At 43.3% G+C, this 17,311-nt stretch carries 16 protein-coding genes and 1 tRNA gene; 7 read left to right on the top strand and 10 right to left on the bottom strand.

What is annotated here, in order from left to right; all coding sequences use genetic code 11:
• Positions 1-8 precede the first annotated feature (8 nt).
• Positions 9-890, bottom strand: coding sequence for a diacylglycerol kinase family protein (locus BGP76_RS16295; RefSeq protein WP_119845450.1), 882 nt, complete (start codon positions 888-890; stop codon positions 9-11).
• Between the two features lie 185 nt (positions 891-1,075).
• Between BGP76_RS16295 and BGP76_RS16290 the strand changes: the two genes are divergently transcribed.
• Positions 1,076-1,987 carry an App1 family protein gene (locus BGP76_RS16290; RefSeq protein ID WP_147407492.1) on the top strand — a complete coding sequence of 304 codons (912 nt, stop codon included), beginning with the start codon at positions 1,076-1,078 and terminating at the stop codon, positions 1,985-1,987.
• 962 nt (positions 1,988-2,949) lie between these two features.
• Here BGP76_RS16290 and BGP76_RS16285 read toward each other — a convergent pair.
• From BGP76_RS16285 to rimP, 4 genes are all read right to left on the bottom strand, one after another.
• A tRNA-Arg gene (locus BGP76_RS16285) sits at positions 2,950-3,026 on the bottom strand.
• 277 nt (positions 3,027-3,303) lie between these two features.
• Positions 3,304-6,240 carry a translation initiation factor IF-2 gene (infB, locus tag BGP76_RS16275; RefSeq protein WP_119845447.1) on the bottom strand — a complete coding sequence of 979 codons (2,937 nt, stop codon included), beginning with the start codon at positions 6,238-6,240 and terminating at the stop codon, positions 3,304-3,306.
• A 37-nt stretch (positions 6,241-6,277) separates the two neighbouring features.
• Positions 6,278-7,522, bottom strand: a complete 1,245-nt coding sequence (gene nusA, locus BGP76_RS16270; RefSeq protein WP_073120908.1) for a transcription termination factor NusA — start codon at positions 7,520-7,522, stop codon at positions 6,278-6,280.
• Positions 7,523-7,526: 4 nt separating this feature from the next.
• Entirely contained in the window at positions 7,527-7,997 is a 471-nt protein-coding gene (gene rimP / locus BGP76_RS16265; protein WP_073120910.1) for a ribosome maturation factor RimP, read from the bottom strand.
• 339 nt (positions 7,998-8,336) lie between these two features.
• Between rimP and BGP76_RS16260 the strand changes: the two genes are divergently transcribed.
• The 6 genes from BGP76_RS16260 to BGP76_RS16235 all read left to right on the top strand — a co-directional run bounded on the left by BGP76_RS16260 (position 8,337) and on the right by BGP76_RS16235 (position 14,236).
• On the top strand, positions 8,337-8,771 hold the full coding sequence (locus BGP76_RS16260) for an SRPBCC domain-containing protein (RefSeq protein ID WP_073120912.1): 435 nt from the start codon (positions 8,337-8,339) through the stop codon (positions 8,769-8,771).
• Positions 8,772-8,865: 94 nt separating this feature from the next.
• Positions 8,866-10,146: a sterol desaturase family protein gene (locus BGP76_RS16255; protein ID WP_119845446.1), complete on the top strand. Its 1,281-nt coding sequence runs from the start codon at positions 8,866-8,868 to the stop codon at positions 10,144-10,146.
• An 89-nt stretch (positions 10,147-10,235) separates the two neighbouring features.
• Positions 10,236-10,988, top strand: a complete 753-nt coding sequence (locus tag BGP76_RS16250; protein ID WP_119845445.1) for an SDR family NAD(P)-dependent oxidoreductase — start codon at positions 10,236-10,238, stop codon at positions 10,986-10,988.
• Between the two features lie 2 nt (positions 10,989-10,990).
• A complete protein-coding gene (locus tag BGP76_RS16245; protein ID WP_370453804.1) occupies positions 10,991-12,343 on the top strand; it encodes a deoxyguanosinetriphosphate triphosphohydrolase in 1,353 nt (450 codons plus the stop codon).
• Between the two features lie 24 nt (positions 12,344-12,367).
• Complete coding sequence (locus tag BGP76_RS16240; RefSeq protein WP_119845444.1) at positions 12,368-13,216, top strand: hypothetical protein; 849 nt, start codon at positions 12,368-12,370, stop codon at positions 13,214-13,216.
• A gap of 18 nt (positions 13,217-13,234) precedes the next feature.
• Entirely contained in the window at positions 13,235-14,236 is a 1,002-nt protein-coding gene (locus BGP76_RS16235) for a glycosyltransferase family 2 protein (RefSeq protein ID WP_119845443.1), read from the top strand.
• A gap of 73 nt (positions 14,237-14,309) precedes the next feature.
• Here the strand turns inward: BGP76_RS16235 and BGP76_RS16230 are convergent, their stop codons facing one another.
• The 5 genes from BGP76_RS16230 to gcvT form a co-directional block, all read right to left on the bottom strand.
• Positions 14,310-14,510: a hypothetical protein gene (locus BGP76_RS16230; protein ID WP_073120921.1), complete on the bottom strand. Its 201-nt coding sequence runs from the start codon at positions 14,508-14,510 to the stop codon at positions 14,310-14,312.
• Positions 14,511-14,555: 45 nt separating this feature from the next.
• A complete protein-coding gene (locus BGP76_RS16225) occupies positions 14,556-14,765 on the bottom strand; it encodes a hypothetical protein (RefSeq protein WP_073120923.1) in 210 nt (69 codons plus the stop codon).
• A gap of 123 nt (positions 14,766-14,888) precedes the next feature.
• Positions 14,889-15,356, bottom strand: coding sequence for a DUF4783 domain-containing protein (locus BGP76_RS16220; RefSeq protein WP_158584307.1), 468 nt, complete (start codon positions 15,354-15,356; stop codon positions 14,889-14,891).
• A gap of 117 nt (positions 15,357-15,473) precedes the next feature.
• Positions 15,474-16,187, bottom strand: coding sequence for a 2-phosphosulfolactate phosphatase (locus BGP76_RS16215; RefSeq protein ID WP_073120927.1), 714 nt, complete (start codon positions 16,185-16,187; stop codon positions 15,474-15,476).
• Between the two features lie 4 nt (positions 16,188-16,191).
• Complete coding sequence (gene gcvT / locus BGP76_RS16210) at positions 16,192-17,280, bottom strand: glycine cleavage system aminomethyltransferase GcvT (RefSeq protein WP_073120929.1); 1,089 nt, start codon at positions 17,278-17,280, stop codon at positions 16,192-16,194.
• Positions 17,281-17,311 lie beyond the last annotated feature (31 nt).

The following is a 17,311-nucleotide window of genomic DNA, read 5'->3' as shown; positions in this document are numbered from 1 at the left end:
ACTAATGACTATGGTACTACGATCGTTACTGCTCCCTTGATGACCTTGGCGCGTACCTCCGTCACGGCATCTATCACCTCACCATCGACTTGTAGCGTCTCGGGCCTTTGGGTCGTTATAGTTACTTCACTCGTTTGGTAGATGGCAAAATACTCTGAATCTTCCAACTCCCCCACAAAACTGTGCCATGTGAGGGCGAGCAGCTTGTACCACGGCAGGGGCTTGAAAACACATACCTCCAGTAGCCCATCACTCAAGTCACATCGCGGATTGACCACTGCACCTGTACCATAACGAGAAGCATTGGCTATCACCACCATTTCGGCTTTATGCCTACTACTAGTACTTTCTGTCACGATTCTAAAACGACCGGCTCGACGATTTGCCATTTTTTTAACAAACGAACGAGCATACCCAAGCTTCCCTCGCTGACCTTCTCTTTCAAATTCCTTGATCAAGTCTGCATTGAAGCCTAAATCACAAAGGTGAAGAGACAAGTGTTCATCATTGATTCGAATGGCATCTATCGTGATCGTTTTGGGATCAAGGAGTAGCTTTAGGTTTCTATCCCATTCTTCAGGAATCTCAAATTCGGATGCCAATCCATTAGCTGATCCTAGTGGAAGAATGGCCAACATCCTAGTAGAACCGATCAGTTGCTCGGCAACTAAAGTGACCGTACCATCGCCACCGCCCGCCACTACGATCGATGGCTGGTATTGGTCAATGGCTTCTCGAATATTCTGCGCATCGGACTCTCCAGTCGTCTTCATGATATCGAAAGACAATTCATTTCTTTCACAAAAACGGGCAATGACACGATCCAAGTCATCTTTGTCAGACGCACCTGAAATCGGATTGATCACAAACAAAATTGAAGCTTTACTCATAAGAGTTAAAAACGTTTTATTTTCGTATTAATAGGAAACCAAACTACATCCACATCGCAATATTCCACAAAATCGGCATTCGCTTTACGCTTTGGCTCAAAAAAAAGCTAGGGATTATTCACCCCCCGACGATTGTCCCTTATCGTGGATATGGCACACGTCACCTCGTCTACATCAAAGGACAGGTGTTAGAAAACCGTCCCGAAATGCTATCCCATGTGATGGACAAAAAACGAAAGAATCTACGCCACATGATTGCGCGCTATCTCAGTACAGCCATTCCAGATATTCAAGTAGAGATCTCTTTCTCAGGCCAAAAAAAGATCATCAAGACTGACGAGTGCGGCTATTTCATGAACTGGTTCGAGGTAGATCATCCTCTAGATCATACTGGCTGGCACCCCGTAGATTTTTGCATCCATGATACGCCTGAGACGAAACAATGTATCAAAACTGGTGAAGTCCTGATCGTAGATACCGACGCTCCGTTTGGTATCATCTCGGATATCGATGACACGGTATTGGTATCCCATGCCACACAGTTGCTGCGCAAGCTCCGACTGATCCTCACTAAAAATGCCAAAACCAGATTGCCATTTGTTGGTGTCAAAGAATTCTATCAGGCACTCACAGGGAACAACAGTTCCAATCCCATCTTCTACGTCAGTAGCAGCGAGTGGAACCTCTATGACTTCCTCGTGGATTTCTTCGCTACCAAACACTTACCTAAGGGCCCTTTCTTATTACAAGAGTTTAAATCTGGGATCAAAGACTTAATCAGATCTGGTGGCGGCAGCCACATGCACAAAACGCAAAAAATTCATCGACTGATGAAACTCTACCCTAGTTTATCTTTTGTACTCATCGGAGACAGCGGGCAGCGTGACCCAGAGATCTATGCAGATATCGCAGCGCAATATCCTGCAAGAGTCAAAGCCATTTACATCAGGGCTGTGGGCAAGAAAAAAGAACTGGATAAAAAACTGGTTAAACAAACAGCCAAAGAGGGAGTCGAAATGGTGCTAGTACATACGACCGAAGAAGCTTATACACATGCTCTAAAAGCAGGACTGATTCAATCAGAGGTCAATGAATGATAAATAAATAAGAAGAAAAAAACAGTCCTACAGCTGCACCATTCCTTGGTCAATTCTAACAGTTTTCAGCTTGCTATAGTTGTACACTAAGAGAACCGTAGAGGATTTGGCTAGTACTGAATCCAAAGTCCGTATCCTGACATCTGTTAGTTACCTGAATTGTACTAATTCAAGATGTTAAACATATAACTGTCAATATCTGCTCCTCTTTGCTCTCTTCTATACTTCTATGCTGTTTAAGCCAAGAATGAATCGAAGACCGGGTACAAAAACACTATTTAAACGCCCTAGAGAAGCTTTTTTCATGCACTTCGCAAACACCTGTAGTTGACGCTCCAAACACCTGTGTTTGGAGCGTCAACTACAGGTGTTCAAGCGGGCAATCACAGGTGTTTGTTTTGAAGACCACGTGTCTCCTTTGGTGCCATCTAGTTTTTGACCGCAATTAGGCATATTACCCCCTCAAAAACACCACCTGAATCCTCCACCAAAAATTGAACTATTCAAAGAACCCAACCCCTATTACTGATAAAAAAATATAAAATGTACCCAGAGGTGATAGTCCTTATATAATAAACAGTCACCATGAACTTATTTATCCATTTTCCTTCATCTCCCAGTCTTTACTCATTCACCATATGGCTTGATGAGCCGTGCTAGAATCATACGCCCATTTTAATAGCCTATTGTTTCCGAATAGATACTATACGTCCTTGCGTATTGAGTCCATTTTTTAATATTTGAGATTCTCGACCAAACACTCCATCTACAGCCACTCAGTATAATTCTACTTTTAGTTTAAGCCCAACACACTGATCTGTTCAATAATCTTCGAACCAACCTATCCAGAAGCTTTGGATTACATTTGAAAATCTCGAGTTGTACTGTCACGTTGGTGGCTTCTATTAAACCAGGCTGCCTTAAAAACAAAAAAGGGTCGAATTCAAATGAATCCAACCCTTTGGTGACCTTGTCAGGATTCAAACCTGAAACCTCCTGAGCCGTAATCAGGTGCTCTATTCAGTTGAGCTACAAGGCCATTTATTTTTAATGAACCAACGACCTAGGCCGCTTTCCATTTTTTCGAGGTGCAAATATACTTGCTCTATTAAAAACAATCTTTATTCTGTGATAAATTTTATCAGGAAACTTAAAATTGCTAATGAACCATAATACTGTAGCACCATCCATCGGTTTTGTTTATCCATCCACCATAGTACAACCCATGGTTTATAAAACAACCCCACTACTATAGTAACGATCGCTAGGTAAAAAAAGAAGCTAGCCAAGTAATGGATTGCTTCCATGACTCCTTATTACAGCGAACGTTTAACCTCTCGCTGCTCATAGCCCTCTATCACATCGCCAATCTTGATGTCATTGAAGCCTTTGATACTGATACCACATTCGTAGCTATATTTCACTTCTTGAACATCATCTTTGAATCGCTTCAATTGACCAATCTGTCCTTCGTAGGTCACGATACCGTCTCTAATCAGTCTGATATTGTTAGCACGTTTCACATAACCATCCGTCACATAACATCCCGCTACTGTACCTACTTTAGATATCTTAAAGACATCTCTTACTTCGATATTACCGGTAATGATTTCCTCAACGGTTGGAGCCAATAGACCTTCCATCGCATCTTTCACGTCGTTGATCGCATCGTAAATGATAGAGTATAGTCTGATCTCGATTTCATCTTTCTCAGCAATCTTCTTCGCCCCACCAGATGGTCTCACTTGGAAACCAATGATGACTGCATCAGAAGCAGATGCTAATAACACATCCGATTCGGAAATCTGACCTACACCTTTGTGAATGATATTCACTTGTACTTCGCTCGTAGAGAGTTTCAAGAGTGAATCTGACAATGCCTCTACAGACCCATCCACATCACCTTTCACAATCACGTTCAACTCCTTAAATGATCCAATAGCCAAACGACGACCGATCTCATCCAAAGTAATATGTTTCTTCGTACGGATGCTTTGCTCTCTCACGATCTGCTCACGCTTGGTCGCGATCTCACGCGCCTCACGATCCGTATCCATGACGTTGAACTTGTCACCCGCTTGGGCTGCTCCATCCAATCCTAGCATCTGCAACGGAGTAGAAGGGCCTGCCTTTTTCAATTTTTTCCCTGTATGGTCGAACATCGCCTTGACCTTTCCGAAGAAAGAACCTGCTAAAACAACATCTCCTACATTCAAAGTACCTGACTGAACCATCATCGTCGTGACATATCCACGTCCTTTATCCAAAGTCGCTTCGATCACAGACCCTACAGCTTTCTTATTTGGATTAGCTGTCAATTCAAGCACTTCTGCTTCAAGCAATACTTTCTCCAACAGGTCTTCAATACCTTGCCCTGTCTTCGCAGAGATTTCTTGACACTGATATTTACCACCCCAGTCTTCGACCAAGATGTTGTTTTGAGAAAGTGCTTCTTTAATTTTATCTGGGTTAGCTTGAGGCTTATCTACCTTGTTGATCGCAATGATAATCGGCACACCTGCGACTTGCGCATGGTTGATCGCTTCCTTGGTCTGAGGCATAACGTCATCATCTGCCGCTACCACGATGATTACAATATCGGTAATCTTTGCTCCCCTAGCACGCATCGCGGTAAACGCTTCGTGACCCGGTGTATCAAGGAATGCAACACGCTTGCCCGATGAAGTCATTACGTCATAGGCACCAATATGCTGAGTAATCCCCCCTGCTTCGCCTTCGGTCACACTCGCATCCCGGATATAATCCAGCAATGAAGTCTTACCGTGATCGACGTGTCCCATAATCGTCACAATCGGAGCTCTATCTATTAGGGTACCTTCTTCATCCTCCTCTTCCGCAACGTCTACTTCATCGTCATGCGTCGTAAACTCAACCGCATAACCGAATTCGTCCGCAATAATCGTGATCGACTCTGCATCCAAACGCTGGTTAATAGAGACGAACATCCCTAGAGACATACATGTGGAGATAATATCATTGACTGACACTCCTAACAAACTCGCTAAGTCATTTGCAGAGATAAACTCCGTCACTTTCAGTGTCTTAGAATCCTCCTGCTCTTGCAATAGTCTCTCTTCAGTAGCTTCAGCTACCGCACTACGCTTGTCCTTTCTATATTTTGATCGACTAACATTAGCGTTGGTCTTGCCTCCACTCAGCTTAGCGAGTGTAGCCTTGATCTTATCCTGAATCTCTTTATCGGTAAGCTCTTCCTTGACAACTTTTTTCTTGTCTCTACTGAACTTTCCACCACCACGCTGAGGACCTCCTCCTTGCCCTGGGCTACCGCCTCTTTGCTGTGGAGCGCCTGGCCCACCACCTGGCTGTGTCTTAGACCTACTGATACGTTTTCTAGGACGTTTTTTATCGCCATCCTTCTTGGCATCAGAGGATGCCACAGGCTTGTCTGATTTCTTTCTAGTCTCTGGCAATTCAATTTTACCAAGTACCTTCAGACCTCTTAATGAATCGGCTTTCGCAGCTATCGTTTTGTTTTCTTCAGGCGCAGCTTCCTCTGCTGGCTTTGGAGCACCCTCCTTAGTTGTTTCAGCAGCTGCTTTTGGAGTTTCAACTTTAGGTTCTTCCTCCTTCTTCTCCTCAGCTTTTGGTGGTTCCACCTTAGCCTCTTCTTTCTTCTCCTCGACTTTTGGTGCTTCCACCTTAGGCTCTTCTTTCTTCTCCTCGGCTTTTGGTGCTTCCACCTTAGGCTCCTCTTTCTTCTCTTCGACTTTTGGCGCTTCCGCCTTAGGCTCCTCTTTCTTCTTCTTGCCTTTATCCAAATCGATCTTTCCTACGACCTTGAACCCTTGAAGTTTCTCTGCACCTGAAAGAGTAGCAGGTTCTTCTTTCGGTTTTTCCTCCGCCTTGGGCTCTTCTTTTTTCACCTCTTCCTCCTTAGGAGCAACTGGTTCAGGCTTAGTATCGGCCGTATTATCTTTGATTAGGATTTCTTCTTCGCGTGATTTCTCCTCAGGGACAGAAGGAGACCCCGCCTTGATCACCACATTTTCGGTAGATTTAGTACCTATCGTTAGCGTAGAAGCCTCTTCCTTTTCATTCGCCGAGTCGGCGTATTCTTTGGATAGTATATCGTATTGCTCAGACGATATCTTCGTGTTCGGGCTACGCTCCACCTCGAATCCTTTTTCATTCAAGAATTCAACGACCGTGTCTATTCCCACGTTCAGTTTTCGAGCCACTTGATTGAGACGAATCATTTTACCTTCTGCCATATGCTAATTTACTATCCTTCTATTCTTAATCCTTAACTTATTGTTCAAATTCCTGTTTTAGGATATCAAGTACCGCCTGAATTGTTTCTTCTTCTAGGTCAGTTCTTCTTTGAAGCTCTTCAACAGTCAAATTTAAAACACTCTTAGCAGTGTCCAAACCTATCTTTCTCAATTCCTCGATCACCCACTCTTCGATTTCGTCGGAGAATTCGGTCAATGCCACATCCTCGTCTTCTACACCGTCAAGTTCTCTGAACACGTCGATTTCCATATCTACCAGTCTACTCGCCAGCTTGATGTTTTGACCACCTTTACCGATTGCAAGAGATACTTGATCTGGTTTTAGATATACAGAAACTCTTTTACTTTCTTCCTCTATCTTAATAGAGGAAATCTTAGCTGGGCTAAGCGCTCTAGCTATATACAAATCCATGTTTTCAGTATAGTTGATCACATCGATATTCTCGTTTTGCAACTCACGCACTATACTGTGGATTCTTGATCCTTTCATTCCTACACAGGCACCTACTGGATCGATACGGTCATCATAAGACTCTACCGCTACTTTGGCCCTTTCTCCTGGTTCTCTAACTACTTTCTTGATCGTGATCAAACCATCGTATACCTCTGGCACTTCACTCTCAAAAAGTCTCTCCAGAAATGTTGGAGATATTCTTGATAAGATAATCCTAGGATTGCCATTGACAATCTCTACACGATCAACGATCGAGCGTACCGAATCTCCTTTTCTATATCTATCCTTGTTGATTTGTTCTGATTTCGGGATCGTCAACTCATTGCCTTCACCATCGATCAAAAGCACTTCACGTCCCAATACCTGATACACCTCTCCTACGATAATTTCGCCTACGAGATCCTTGTACTTTTGGAACAGAATATCTTTTTCTAAATCCTTCACTTTTTGAATGAGGGTCTGACGTGCAGTCATCACCATTCTCCTACCAAAATCGATCAATTTCACCTCTTCGGCTACCTCTTCTCCGATTTCAAAATCAGGTTCTATCTTCTTAGCTTCGCTCAAGCTGATTTTATCATGATCCCAGATATCTTCAGAGTTATCATCCACGATCTCTCTAAACCTCCATATCTCAAGGTCACCTTTATCGGCATTAATGATAATGTCAAAATTATCATCATATTCAAATTTCTTTCGGATCATCGTCTTGAATACGTCTTCCAGTATTCTGATCATGGTTGGTCGATCGACGTTTTTGCTTTTCGCAAAATCCGAAAATGATTCAATTAATATAGAACTATCCATCTTTTTATTTGAATGAAACTAGAACAATAGTTTTACTTATTTCACTAAACTTTATCTCCCTGTTTTCTACTACTTTTTTCTTCTTATCAGTAGTCACTACCAATGTAATGGCATCCTCGCTAACTTCGGTTAACTCTCCCTCTACCTGTGACTGATCATTCAGGTTTACACGAACAGACTTGCCAATGTTCTTGACATACTGTCGGTGCATTTTGAGTGGATGATCCAGTCCTGGCGAAGAAACCTCCATCGTCAGTGGATCTTGCAAATCCAGCTCCTCATCTATGCGACGAGATATCGTTCTGCTAATCTTTGCACATACTTCGATCGGTACACCTTGATCCCCATCGATCAAAATAATCACTTTGCCCACTGCCGACGATCCTTTTTTGATGATATCAACAATAAAAAGATCCTTTTGATCTGCAATGCACTCCTGTGCCCAACCCTCTATATGTTTGACTGCCTCGTCCACTTATTATTTTTAGTATAAAAGAAGAGGGGACTGGTGTCCCCTCATTCCCTGAAAACGGTATTTCGATGCAAAAATAGCTTAATATTCCGTGAAATCAAATAAATAGTTCGATTATGAAATAAGGCTCTATGCTAAACTCTTCAGAGATTTTACTTCCAATAGAAGTTTTACCAAAACGAATGGTCTCGGTATCAATTTTGCTCGTACTTAGAGAACAAGTCAATGAGCTTGGTAAGCAATAAATATTTACACGTAAGTAGCAGCTTGTATCCCGATAAAACACTATATTATATCTAGGACACCCAAAACTGCCTCTCGAAAAAATTCCCACTTACAGAAATGAAAGAAGTTAAAACAGACATCCTGATCACCGCACCTATCGAACTACTTTGGAAAATATTTACGGATTTCGATTCTTATAAAGACTGGAACACCGTCATGAGTATAGAAGGTCAAGCGCAACTTGGGGAGCATCTGAAACTATCTATACAACTAGGTAACAAATTGTCAATCTTTAAAACAAAGGTCGTAGAAGTGAGTCACGAGCAGACATTCGAATGGACAGGTAACCTCGGTCACAAAAGGATATTTTCGGGTCAACACTACTTCCACTTTAAGCCCGAGGGAGAAGGTCAAACGCGTCTGACACATGGCGAACGATTCTCTGGCATCTTTAGTCATCCCATCGTCAAAAAAATAGAGACAGACACACGAAACAGCTTCGAAGCATTTAACCTCGCACTTAAAGAACACGCAGAAAACTTGGTCATTTAACATCTCTCCATTTATTATGCATGCCGAATAAACTTACATTAGCTTCTTAATCAGACCCTCATTTTGTACATTTGGAGACTAATTAGCATGATTTATGACAACTTACGCCCAAGTTTTACTCATTGCTATCCCCATATTCATGGTACTGATGCTGATCGAGTGCATCTATGGATGGTTCATTAAAAAACAAACGTTTCGGAGTTTTGACACCATCGCTAGTCTCAGCTCTGGAATCACTAATCTAGTCAAAGACATCTTAGGGCTGACACTTATCATCGTTGGGTACAACTGGATGTACGAACATATTGCACTTACACACATCAAAGCCACTTGGCTGATCTACCTCATCAGTTTTATTCTCATAGATCTAGCGGGCTATCTGAAACACTACCTTTCTCACCGAGTCAATTACTTCTGGAACGAACACGTCATACATCACAGCAGCGAAGAGCTCAACCTAGCCTGTGCTCTGCGCCAGCCAATATCTAATGTATTCAGCATTGGTGCATTTTTATTGATACCAGCAGCCCTAATCGGTATGCCGCCAAAGGTGATCGCGACAATAGCTCCTATACACCTCTTTCTACAGTTTTGGTATCACACCCGTCATATAGGCAAACTCGGATGGCTCGAATACCTGATCGTTACTCCCTCTCAGCATCGGGTGCATCACGCCATCAACCCCATCTACCTAGACAAAAATATGGGACAGATATTTCCGTGGTGGGATCGACTATTCGGGACATTCCAAGAGGAACTCGAAGATGAGCCATGTGTCTATGGAATTAAAAAACCAGCAGAGACTTGGAATCCAGTCCTCATCAACTTCCAGCATTTCTGGCGCCTCGCGCAGGATGCATGGCGCACACATGATTGGAAAGCCAAATTCACCATTTGGTTTAAGCCCACAGGTTGGCGACCAGCGGATGTAACTCAGAAATACCCTATACATATCATCGATGATCCTCGTGAGCAGGTAAAACATGAAACAAATGCCTCACTAGCCATGCACATCTGGTCGTGGATACAACTAACTATCGGCCTTGCATTCTTAACCATGCTACTCATTCATTTTGAATCCATAGGTTTTCCTATGTTGTTTGTTTACGGGGGATTTATCGCCTTACACATCTTTGCTTACAGTATGCTGATGGATTTACATTCACTAGCACCATTCCTAGAGTTGATTAAGTGCCTCACGGGACTTTATTGGATTTGGGACACTGGCGATTGGTTTGGATTGAATGAAATCACTCCTCAAGGAATTTATCTGATATCCGCATACCTTTTGCTTTCACTTTTGGCAGTGTCCTATTTCGCAAATACCGAAACAAAACCAAGTACGCCACCAGTCAGACCAACTCAAATCGCCTAAGTGCTAATGCTTTGTAGCTTCGGATAGACTTATTGATCGGTTTTTGAATGATCCTTCCTAACTTCGGGGTTCGAAAGAACCTGAGAATAATGCGTAAAATAGCCTTTATAACAGGAGCAACATCTGGAATCGGCAAAGCCATAGCTGAAACACTGGCAGATGATTTCGCTCTAATACTATGTGGAAGAAGACAGGAGCGTCTAGACACCTTACAGCAAGCCCTAGAAAAGAAAACAGATGTAATCACCCTCTGCTTTGATGTTGGAATCAAAACCGAAGTGCAAGACGCCATCGCTACTCTACCCGAACCTTGGAAAAGAATAGATGCGCTGATTAATAACGCGGGTAACGCTCACGGACGAGCCCCATTACACGAAGGAGACATAGACGACTGGGAGGCCATGATAGACTCTAATCTCAAAGGTCTTCTTTACGTCACCCGAACGATTCTGCCCGACATGGTCACTAGAAATGCAGGGGACGTAATCAACATTTCTTCTATCGCCGGCAAAGAAGCGTATGAGAACGGAAACGTCTACTGCGCCACCAAGTTTGGCGTGGATGCCTTAACCAAAAGCATGAGACAGGAGCTCGTGACACACAATATACGGGTTATGTCCATCAATCCAGGACTCGTCCACACAGAATTCTCCAGTGTGCGCTTCAAAGGAGATGAAGACAAAGCAGAATCTGTATATCTAGGTATGGAACCACTACTCGCGCAAGATATTGCTGAAGTGGTTCAATTCGCACTGAACCGCCCTGCCCATGTCAACCTAGCCGATACCACAGTACTGGCTCGTGCGCAAGCCAGTGCGACCAAAGTCCATAAAAACAACTAAGGATGACCAAAATGAATTGGAAATCGCTGATGTCTGCACAGCGTTTGGGCGAAGCAAAAAAAGCCCCTTCTGTCACGGCCAACCAGCTAAGGAGTGCCTACGAAGCTGACTATGACCGCATCATTTTTAGCCGTCCTTTTAGAAACCTACAAGACAAGACGCAGGTATTTCCGCTACCCGATCAAGACTTTGTACACACCCGACTGACACATAGCCTAGAGGTATCCAGTGTAGGTCGTTCGCTGGGCAAAAATGTCGGTGCGCAAATACTCGAAAAGCATCCTGATTTGAATCACCTAAGCCCAAGCGATTTTGGTGCAGTCGTGGGTGCAGCGGCTCTTGCGCATGACGTGGGGAATCCGCCATTTGGACACTCTGGTGAGACTGCTATATCTGACATTTTCGCACATCATAGCCTATCCGAAACGCTCAAGTCCAAAATGACCACTGCAGAATGGCGTGATTTGACAAGTTTTGAAGGTAATGCACAGGGATTTCGTCTGCTGACTAGAAATCAAAGACAAGGGTTGAAACTTACCATGGCTTCTCTAGCTGCATTTACCAAATATCCGTGCTACTCTTCTTTTGAGCAAAAAGAGAAGGGAAGAAAAAGCCAAAAAAAATACGGATACTTTCAGGCCGAGCAAGACATGTTCCGCGACATGGCACAAAGCGTCGGCCTGACTCAGTTGGACGACTATGTATGGGCACGACATCCTTTGGCTTTTTTGGTAGAGGCAGCCGATGACATATGTTACAGCATCATCGATCTGGAGGATGGCTTTGGACTGGGACTCGTTAGTTATACCGAAGCACGGGACTATTTAGCTCAGATACTAAAAGGTAAATACATGCCTGACAAGCTAGAAAAAATCCCTAGCGACAAAGAAAAAATCGGAGTGCTTCGTGCAGTAGCGATCCAAGTCCTAATCGAGGAAAGCACGCAGGTGTTTTTGGAGAACGAAGAAGCGATATTAGCAGGAACATTTGACCAAGCGCTAACAGACCTTATCCCATCAACTCCTGTTCTGCAAGAGATCAGTAACTTTTCGATCCAAAATCTCTACCAAAGTCGTCAGGTATTAGAAAAGGAAGCTGCAGGGTTTCAAGTAATCGATGGCCTACTAGAAATCTATATTCTAGCGGTGTATTACAAATACTACCAATCCGAATCCTACTCTGGTCGACACAAAAGCGCTTTCAAACTACTCCCCCAAGACACAATATACAAGCTCGATCATGAAGCAAATACGCCTTACGAATCTATGCTGCTCATTACTGATTTCATATCCGGAATGACAGACAGTTCTGCGATCAAACTGTTCAGGATTATCAAAGGAATTGATTTAAATTAGACGTAACGAACAAAGAGTAAAACCATGAATCAACACTGGCAGCGTTTCACATACCCCGCTCTAGAAGACATTCGAGAAGCTCGTGACCAGAGTCATCAGGCTATCCAAAACGTCTCCGCAGTAGGTCGATCTTTTTTGCCTCCAAGTGAACAAGACGAAAATGCGAACCTCGAATGGGACAGCAAACTACAACGACTCGTGGGCAGGTGGGTGACTGGTGAACATACCTTTCGTTCATCCATCAGTATTCGAGACTTTATGGTATATCTGGTGAACGAGAATTTCGAAACGATCTCTTCTATCTCCATGCAAGGTGCCAAACAAACCGATATCATGGTCTGGCTAGAAAAGCAAATTGTCGATCTAGGAGCTGATTTCTCGAAAATAAATCTAGCCTACCCATACGAACTTCCAGCATATCCAACTGCAGCAGGAGCAGCCTTCGGCGTGAGCAACCCTATGGCCAGTGAAGAGCTCAGTCGACTCTATCACAATGCGGATTTGATGCTACGTCACATTCTATCTAAAGAAAATAAAACCACGGAGATCAAATGTTGGCCTCACCATTTTGACATAGCAGGTTCTATTATACTACTAGACACTGGAGATCCCGAAACATCCAAACAAATCGGTGTAGGTATGTCTCCTGGAGATGAACACTATGACGAACCCTATTTCTACGTCTCCCCATGGCCCTATCCAGTCAAGGAACTGCCAGACATCTCTGCTACGCAAGGGCACTGGCACAGCAACAACTGGATCGGTGGAGTACTACGCTATTCGGAACTGAGTCAGCACGATCTGATTCAAGATCAGATTAGAGTCATCAAGACATTCTATAGCACTACGATAGATATCCTTAAGAACCTTTAACCTTTTGAATCTACTTCATTGATCAAATACTCCGTCATCGTACCCGTCTATAATCGACCACAGGAAATGAAAGAACTGCTAGACAGTTTGGCTGTACAGCCTCGCTCGGATGTGGAGATTGTAATCGTAGAAGATGGCTCCTCCGACAAGTGTGATTTCCTTCTCGATCAATATGAATTGAACATAAGTTACTTTTTCAAACAAAACAGCGGGCCTGGTGATAGTCGCAATTTTGGGATGTCCAAAGCACAGGGCGAGTACTTCCTATTCTTTGACTCTGACTGTCTCATACCTCCAGACTATTTCGACAAGTTAGATGAGGGGATCAGAACTTATCAGCCAGATGCCTTCGGAGGGCCTGATGCAGCACATGAATCCTTCTCTGATGTACAAAAAGCCATCAACTATGCTATGACCTCCTTCTTTACCACAGGAGGAATTCGTGGTGGCCAAAAACAATTAGACAAATACCAACCTCGCAGCTTCAACATGGGACTGACTCGTGAGGTATATGAACGTGTCGGCGGTTTTTCGGACATACACCCAGGAGAAGATCCTGACCTAAGTTTTCGTATCATGGCCGAAGGTTTTAACGTCATACTATTGCCAGAATTGATTGTCTATCACAAAAGGCGCATTGATTTTTCCAAGTTTGTCAAACAGGTGTACAAATTCGGAGTAGTTCGTGTGATTCTAAACAAGTGGTATCCCTACTCCAAAAAACTAGTGTATTTCTTACCCACTACCTTTCTAATTGGAGTCACAGGACTGCTACTACTCAGCATCGCATTCCCGGCATTTTTAATTGCTCCATTCATCTACAGTGGGCTGCTATGTCTAGATGCGCTTTCACGTGGCAACTCGCTTCGCGTAGCTGTCATGGCGGTTCCCGCGGCATGGATACAATTGTTGGGATACGGCTTTGGATTTCTAAAATCTCTCTGGAAAGTAACGCTTTTAGGTCAACATGAACGCAGTGCCTTTCCTCATTTCTTTTTTGACAAAAAAAGCCTTGACTAAACAGTCAAGGCTTGTTATTGAAGCCGTTTTCCTATCGTCTACAGGAATCAAGCTATGAGAAAAATTATCTTAACTATTTTCGTATCACGAACTCTGTTTTCGCGACATTAAGCTCTTCTATTACTTTGTAGGCTAGGTGCTCCTTATCACTTGTGAACTCCATCAATATGGATAGTGAACTCGGGTCAGTACTAGCCGTTTTCAAAGCGCGGAAACTTGTCTTGCTACCATATTCGTATTGAGCAGTGGTTGTATTGTACCAGATAAGATGCATAGGATAGTGGTTTGGTGAGGTTAAAAAATGAATGATTAAATCGTATCAACTACTAGCCAAATACTCTTCCATTTCGTGGTTCACTAGGTTAAGCTGGCGTAGCACTTTGCGTGCGAGGTTGGTTGAGTGCTGATTAAATTTCATCACGATAGCCAAAGACGAAGGCTCATTGACCTGAGACACTTCACTTATAAAATCCTGAGAGCTGCCGCAGTTGTATTTCTTACTTTCCGAATTGTACCAAATGATCTTCATAGGTTTTGCGTTTGAGTTTGATTCAAAGCAACACCAATCCTAAAAAAGAATCCTGCCAATAAAGTTAAATAAACTGCCAAAACTGATTTATTCACTCTATTGGCAGGAAATTGAAGGCTTAAACTAATCTTCGTTGAAATTGACCGTATCTACTACGTACTCACCATTGACTTTTTTCAGTAGTAGCACCACGCGGTAGCTCTTCGCTCTGGTGGTGTATATGCCGATATTATACTTGAGGCCTTCTGGCGAAGTGCCTTTGTGTATATACTCGAAACTGGTTGGTGGGTTTTGTTTGAAGAAATCTCGAAGCATAGGTTCTGCCTGTGCTCTACTATAGTTGGCGCCTACATCGTTAATCTTTACTTCTGTCACATGATTAAAATATTTGATCAACTCTTTGGCACTCCCTGCATTAAAAGCCTGGTCCACATAATCCGTGGTAGTCTGTGCATGACTGCTGAGCGTAAAAAACAAAATAACAAATACACTTAGACAAAATCTAATTTGAAATACTGGTGATTTATAGCCTATAGCATTTGCTTTTATTGCTCTCACTGCCTCATGGCTTCCATGTAATAGATTCTTCATCATAGGGAAATTTCATCAGCTAATATAATGCCAATATAACGGATTCTTGATTTTAATCACAGACACAAAAAAGGTGATAAGCGTATAGCAACTGTCCTTATCACCTTTTCCCAAAATCTACTTTACAGCGACCAAAGAAGTACCTTCCATCTTTGGCACCACGTCATACTCATCGATCTGAGTACAAAACCTGATATCCTTGGTAATGTTCAACTTGTTCAAACGCTTAGCATGCGCAGAGTCTGCTACAGTCTGTTGCAAATCATTTTTGACAGCCTCCCAGTACTTCAATGCCATGTGTGGCGTGTCACACCCCAGCGCATGAGTCGACTGGAGTCGCTCGATCAGCGCTCCTGCGTAGAGCGTATCCTCCATGTTCGTTTTACCTTTCCATCCAGCACAGTGCACGACGACATCTTTATTTTGCGTCTTGATATATTCTGCCACGCTGGTTAGGTTCAAGAAAGACCCTACCAAAATCTGATCTGCCACAGCAGATTTTTCGATCGCTACAGTACCATTCGTCGTGGTAATCACGATAGAAGCCCCTTTGATATTATCCTTCATGTAGTTAAACGGAGAGTTGTCCAACGGAAATCCTGCTATCTGTTCTCCTCCACGCTCTGCTGCACAGAGATAGCCTTCTTTGGTGAGGTACTCTTTGGCTACTTCCAGTTTTTCTACGGGAATAATCTCCTTAGCACCGTGCGCTAATGCGGTGGTCATCACAGATGTCGCTCTGAGAATATCCACCACGACTACAATTTTCCCTTCTAAATCATAGAGGTCTATCAGTTTCGGTGATAGACATACGTCAATACTATTACTCAATTTTCTACTGCTTATATAATGGAAGCTTCGTCACCTTAGCTTTTAATGATTTATTTCTCACTTGGATAAAAATCTCTGAATCAGCCTTATGATGTCCTACTGCGACATAACCCAAGCCAATACCAATATTCATCAAGGGCGACATGGTACCAGAAGTTACGTTTCCAATCACGTTTCCTGCTGCATCGGCAATCTCATATCCACCTCTAGGGATCCCTTTGTCTTCCATGATGAACCCTACCAATTTACGATCAACCCCCGACTCCTTTTGTAGAAGGAACGTGTCGCTGTTAGTGAACTCCTTGGTAAATTTAGTGATCCATCCTAGTCCAGCCTCTATCGGTGACGTGGTGTCATCGATATCATTGCCATAGAGACAAAATCCCATCTCCAGTCGGAGTGTATCGCGTGCCCCCAACCCAATTGGCTGAATATCAAAATCCTTCCCCGCTTCGAAGACTGCTTTCCAGAGTTTCTCTGCATCGGCATTTTTCACATAAAGCTCAAATCCTCCCGCGCCAGTATAGCCTGTAGCAGAAATAATAACCTCCGCTACATCGCCTATCTCACCAGTCATGAAGTGATAAAACTTAATATCCGAAAGATCAACTTCCGTGATCTTCTGTAGCGCTTCCACGGCCTTAGGTCCCTGCACTGCGAACAATGAATACTCGTCCGATGCATTAGTCATCTCTACACCCTTCGTATTGAACTGGCTGATCCAGTTCCAATCTTTTTCTATGTTAGAGGCGTTGACGACCAACATGTATTTCGTCTCTGACATACGATAGACGAGTAGATCATCCACGATACCTCCGTCTTGATTGGGCAGGCAGGAATATTGCGCTTGTCCGTCGACTATTTTTGAGGCATCATTGGTCGTGACCCGTTGGATGAGGTCGAGTGCTTCAGGTCCTTCCAAAAAGAACTCTCCCATATGGGACACATCAAATACGCCTACGCCTTGACGCACGCACAGATGTTCCGCCTTATCAGAGCTATATCTTACTGGCATGTTAAATCCTGCAAAAGGAACCATCTTTCCTCCTAAGGCAACATGCAAATCATTTAGGGTTATGTTTTTCACGTCCATGTTTGTCTCATTTTTAGACCGCAAATCTAAT

Source organism: Reichenbachiella sp. MSK19-1 (assembly GCF_003590315.1).
GTDB lineage: Bacteria > Bacteroidota > Bacteroidia > Cytophagales > Cyclobacteriaceae > Reichenbachiella > Reichenbachiella agariperforans.
The sequence above is the reverse complement of the archived record's forward strand: the minus strand, read 5'-3'. Positions and strand labels throughout refer to the sequence as shown.

Bases quoted from the DNA above. Each gene is read 5' to 3' on its own strand.
- BGP76_RS16295 (WP_119845450.1), bottom strand. From the start codon at position 890: ATGAGTAAAGCTTCAATTTTGTTTGTGATCAATCCGATTTCAGGTGCG.
- infB (WP_119845447.1), bottom strand. From the start codon at position 6,240: ATGGCAGAAGGTAAAATGATTCGTCTCAATCAAGTGGCTCGAAAACTG.
- nusA (WP_073120908.1), bottom strand. From the start codon at position 7,522: ATGGATAGTTCTATATTAATTGAATCATTTTCGGATTTTGCGAAAAGC.
- BGP76_RS16260 (WP_073120912.1), top strand. From the start codon at position 8,337: ATGAAAGAAGTTAAAACAGACATCCTGATCACCGCACCTATCGAACTA.
- BGP76_RS16255 (WP_119845446.1), top strand. From the start codon at position 8,866: ATGACAACTTACGCCCAAGTTTTACTCATTGCTATCCCCATATTCATG.
- BGP76_RS16250 (WP_119845445.1), top strand. From the start codon at position 10,236: ATGCGTAAAATAGCCTTTATAACAGGAGCAACATCTGGAATCGGCAAA.
- BGP76_RS16245 (WP_370453804.1), top strand. From the start codon at position 10,991: ATGACCAAAATGAATTGGAAATCGCTGATGTCTGCACAGCGTTTGGGC.
- BGP76_RS16240 (WP_119845444.1), top strand. From the start codon at position 12,368: ATGAATCAACACTGGCAGCGTTTCACATACCCCGCTCTAGAAGACATT.
- BGP76_RS16230 (WP_073120921.1), bottom strand. From the start codon at position 14,510: ATGCATCTTATCTGGTACAATACAACCACTGCTCAATACGAATATGGT.
- BGP76_RS16225 (WP_073120923.1), bottom strand. From the start codon at position 14,765: ATGAAGATCATTTGGTACAATTCGGAAAGTAAGAAATACAACTGCGGC.
- BGP76_RS16220 (WP_158584307.1), bottom strand. From the start codon at position 15,356: ATGAAGAATCTATTACATGGAAGCCATGAGGCAGTGAGAGCAATAAAA.
- gcvT (WP_073120929.1), bottom strand. From the start codon at position 17,280: ATGGACGTGAAAAACATAACCCTAAATGATTTGCATGTTGCCTTAGGA.